Source organism: Microvirga sp. P4_G7, assembly GCF_056401005.1.
Genome location: NZ_JBFUKD010000297.1, coordinates 1 through 4,342 on the forward strand (window position 1 = coordinate 1; position 4,342 = coordinate 4,342).

A 4,342-nucleotide genomic window follows, 5' to 3' on the forward strand; every position below is an offset into this window, starting at 1 on the left:
GCGCTTTGCCGTCCTGATAATCGTAAAACCCGCGACCCGACTTTCGGCCGAAAAGGCCCGCCGCTACGCGCTGAGCGCTGATGACGGCGGGGCGATAGCGTGGTTCCTCATAGTACTGACGATAGATCGATTCCATGACGGGATGGGAAACATCCAAACCGGTCAGGTCGAACAACTCGAAAGGTCCAAGGCGAAAGCCGACACTGTCCGTCATGATCCGGTCGATGTCCGCAAAGCCTGCGATGCCCTCCGAGATGATCCGCAACGCTTCAGTGCCGAACGCGCGCCCGGCGTGATTGACGAGGAAGCCCGGCGTATCGCTCGTTCGGATCGGGCGATGCCCCATGCGGCGTGCAATTGCTTCCAGGCTCGCGAGTGTGCCGTCCTCCGTCAGAACGCCGCCGATCACTTCGACGAGACGCATCAGGGGTACGGGATTGAAGAAGTGAAACCCGGCAATCCGCCCAGGCCTTGCGGCCTTCGCTGCGATGCTGGTCACCGAAAGGGACGACGTGTTCGTTGCAAGGATGCAAGCATCGTCGACGACGCCCTCCAGCTCCGCAATGACCTGATGCTTGATGTCCAGCTTCTCGACGACCGCCTCGATCACCACATGGCAACCGGCGAACGATGAATAGGAGGTCGCGAGATCGACTTCGGCGCCGCGCATGCGAGCGATGGCCGCCGCAGCATCGTCAAGGGAAATCGCACCCTTGGTTGCTTTGCGACGGATCATGTCGGCGCAGAAAGACAATGCTTCGGCGACCGCATCCGGACGCATGTCGCCGATGACGACCTGCATTCCGGCTTCGGCCGCGATCTGCGCGATGCCGCGTCCCATGACACCCGCACCGACGATGCCGATCGTCAGATCGGGCCATTGAGCATCCACGGTCATATCAGCGTCCTTTGAAGTTCGGCGCGCGCTTTTCAAGGAAGGCTTGCATTCCCTCCTTCTGGTCCGCTGTTCCGAACATCAGTTGGAACGCGCTTCTTTCGAGACCAAGAGCGGATTCGAGCGGCAGGTCGGCTCCCTGGAGAACCAGCTCCTTGATCCTTCTAGCCGCGAGCGGGGGCATCACCGCGATGCTTCGCGCCATTTCCAGGGCGCGATCAAGGACGTCGGCGTCCGGTACGACATCGGTCACCAGGCCCATCGCTTCCGCATCGCGCGCCGACAGGAAATCGCCTGTCAAAAGGATCTTCATCGCTTTGAACTTGCCGACAGCGCGCACGAGCCGTTGCGTGCCACCGGCGCCGGGAAGGATCCCCAGCTTGATCTCAGGTTGACCGAAGCGCGCGCTTTCGCCCGCAATGATGATGTCGGCGTGCATCGCCAACTCGCATCCGCCGCCCAGCGCCAAACCACTGACAGCGGCGATAAGCGGTTTAGGAAAGTCTTTGATCGGGGCCCAGTTGCGTTCGTTTGCCCGCAACATCATGTCGATGGGATGAGCGTCCGCCATCGCCTTGATGTCGGCGCCGGCGACAAACACCTTGTCGCTGCCTGTCAGCACAGCGCAACGCACGCTTTCATCTGAAGCGAGTTCGGTGAAGGCGTGCGCCAGACCTTCGCGGATGGGCACGTTGAGAGCATTGCGCGCCTCCGGGCGATCGATGCGGATCAACGCCACATGATCAGGACGCCGCTCAACCTGAACTTCCATCGACAGGTCTCCCCATTGCGAAGACGGACGGCGCGAAAGCGTCTACTTCGCGCTTTGAACGATTGCAGTCGCTTCAATCTCGAGGCGGGCTTCCTTCTCGACCAGTCGCGTCACCTGCACAAGAGCCATCGCCGGGTAGTGCGTCCCCAGCACAGCGCGGTAGGCGCGGCCGAGTTCGCGCAGATCGGCGAGGTATTCCTCGATATCCACCACATACCAGGTCAACCGGGCGATGTGGCGCGGACCGGCGCCGCCTTCAGCCAGAATGGCGCAGATGTTTTCGAGCGCCTGCTTTGCCTGTGCAACGAATCCTTCCGGGAAGACGCCGGCGGCATCCCAGCCGACGATGCCGCCTGTGAGAACGATCCTGCCCTCTCCCATCATGCCGTTCGCGTATCCCCTCGGCACGGGCCAGTTCTTGGGATGAAGGGTTTCGGGTCCGTCGTCGACGATCGGTCCGAGATGGGATCCTGTGGCGGCGGTCACTGGCAATGCTCCTGGTAACGCTCGACGGCCGCCCGAATGTCATCGGGAAGCGGAATTGAACGATGGGTTTCTAGCGAAGTCGTCACGATGACGAGACGAGCGACGAGAACGGGTTCCCGGTCTCGGTGTGCATGAACATGAAGCGTGAGCGAAGTCCGCCCGATTCGGTGCACGACGACCGCGAACGACAGCCGATCGCCCATCATGCTCGGCTTCGAGAAATCGGCGTTGGCGCTCACGTAGCCGAGCCCGATACGTCGCCTTCCGATGACATCGTGGTAGTCGATCCCGAGCGACGCGCCGAACCAGTCCTCGATTACACCGTTGATGATGTCGAAATAGCGCGCGAAGTAGACGATACCGGCGGGATCGCAATGGGAGAAGCGAACGGCCGCGTTYGTCCGCCAGGCGCGCTCGCTCGGTGGAGGAATGACGCCCGTCGCGCGTGACGACTCATCCATGACGAGCCTCCCTCATCGCGAGGCCTGCTTCGCAGGCGCTTGCATCGCGGACAGGTTTTTCAACATCTCGCGCGCGATGACGATCTTCTGCACTTCGGTCGCACCTTCGTAGATCCGCAGCGCCCGAATGTCGCGATACAGTTCCTCGACCTTGACGCCCTTCTTGACGCCGAGGCCACCGAAGATTTGCACGGCTTTGTCGATGACGCTCTGCGCCGATTCCGTCGCATGCATCTTGGCCATTGCAGCCTCACGGGTCACCCGATCGGCTCCCTGATCCTTCGTCCATGCGGCACGGTAGACAAGGAGAGACGAGGTATCGACGGCAGTCGCCATCTCCGCCAGAGCAGCCTGCGTCAACTGCAGATCGGACAAAGGAGCGCCGAACAGATGACGCGAAGAGGCATGCTTCAGGGCTTCATCGAGCGCGCGGCGGGCAAAGCCGAGCGAGGCCGCGCCAACGGTGGAACGAAACACGTCGAGCGTCGCCATGGCGACCTTGAACCCTTCACCGGGAGCGCCGAGGCGCTGCGTCAGGGGCACGCGGCAATTATCGAAACGCAGGGTTGCCAAGGGATGGGGTGCGATGACGTCGATGCGTTCCTCGATGATCAGGCCAGGTGTATCGGCATCGACGACGAACGCCGACAATCCGCGCGCCCCGGGAGCCTCGCCGGTGCGGACGAACACCACATAGTGATCGGCGATGCCCCCGTTCGAGATCCAGGTCTTCACGCCGTCGATGCGCACATGATCCGAACCATCCGGCGTCGCGCTCGTGCTCATGGCAGCGACGTCCGAGCCCGCTTCAGGCTCCGACAGGGCGAAGGCTGCGAGTGCGTCACCGCGCGCCACGGGAGGCAAATAGCGCTGCTTCAAGGCTTCAGAGCCAAACAGCGTGATCGGCCCTGTTCCGAGCCCCTGCATGGCGAATGCAAAATCGGCGAGTCCGTCCTGATAGGCGAGAGTCTCGCGGGCCAAGCACAGAGTGCGCACATCGTAGGAGGGATAGAGACCGCCATAGGCTTCCGGGACAGCGGCTCTCAGCCACCCGGCCTCACCGAGCGTCCGCACAAGCCGGCGGCAGGACGCATCAGCATCGTGATGGTCGACGAGCGCATGTATTTCGGTCTTGGCCCAGGCGTCGAGCTCCGTCGCGAAATGGCGGTGACGCTCCTCGAAGAATGGCCAGGCCAGAAAGCTCGCATCAATCACATCAATCTCCCTGGAAGATCGGCTTTTCTTTGGCGGCGAAGGCGCGATAGGCGCGGGCGAAATCTTCCGTCGTCATACACAAGGCCTGTGCAACCGCTTCGGCCTCGATGGCTTCCTCGACGGACATCGCCCATTCCATCGCCAGCATGCGCTTTGTCATGGCGTTGGCGTAGGTTGGCCCGCTGCTGATCGTTCGCGCGAGTGCTTGTGCTTCGGACGCCAGATCCTCGGCGTCGACGATCCGGCTGAAGAAGCCCCAGCGCTCACCCTCGTCCGCGCTCATGAAGCGACCGGTATACAGCAATTCGGATGCGCGACCTTGGCCGACGATGCGCGGAAGAATGGCGCAAGCGCCCATGTCGCATCCCGCGAGGCCAACCTTGTTGAACAAAAATCCCACCTTGGCGCCGGGAGCGGCAAGACGCARATCGGATGCCATGGCGACGATGGCACCAGCACCGGCACAAATGCCTTCCACGGCCGCGATAATGGGCTGGGGAGCGGCACGCATCG

The 4,342-nt window shown here is 62.3% G+C and carries 6 protein-coding genes; all 6 read right to left on the reverse strand.

What is annotated here, in order from left to right:
* The coding region (locus AC1DT3_RS13125) for a 3-hydroxyacyl-CoA dehydrogenase NAD-binding domain-containing protein (protein ID WP_477465694.1) at positions 1-898 on the reverse strand (898 nt) is incomplete at its 3' end.
* A gap of 1 nt (position 899) precedes the next feature.
* Positions 900-1,667: an enoyl-CoA hydratase-related protein gene (locus tag AC1DT3_RS13130; RefSeq protein ID WP_477465695.1), complete on the reverse strand. Its 768-nt coding sequence runs from the start codon at positions 1,665-1,667 to the stop codon at positions 900-902.
* 42 nt (positions 1,668-1,709) lie between these two features.
* A complete protein-coding gene (locus tag AC1DT3_RS13135) occupies positions 1,710-2,159 on the reverse strand; it encodes a RidA family protein (protein ID WP_477465696.1) in 450 nt (149 codons plus the stop codon).
* The gene (locus AC1DT3_RS13140; RefSeq protein WP_477465697.1) at positions 2,150-2,614 is read right to left on the reverse strand and encodes an acyl-CoA thioesterase; all 465 of its coding nucleotides are present in this window, start codon (positions 2,612-2,614) and stop codon (positions 2,150-2,152) included. Before AC1DT3_RS13140 ends, AC1DT3_RS13135 begins: the two co-directional genes overlap by 10 nt.
* A 12-nt stretch (positions 2,615-2,626) precedes the next feature.
* The gene (locus AC1DT3_RS13145) at positions 2,627-3,829 is read right to left on the reverse strand and encodes an acyl-CoA dehydrogenase family protein (protein ID WP_477465698.1); all 1,203 of its coding nucleotides are present in this window, start codon (positions 3,827-3,829) and stop codon (positions 2,627-2,629) included.
* A gap of 1 nt (position 3,830) precedes the next feature.
* Positions 3,831-4,342 (reverse strand): enoyl-CoA hydratase-related protein (locus AC1DT3_RS13150; RefSeq protein WP_477465699.1); only part of this gene is annotated, 512 nt, incomplete at its 5' end.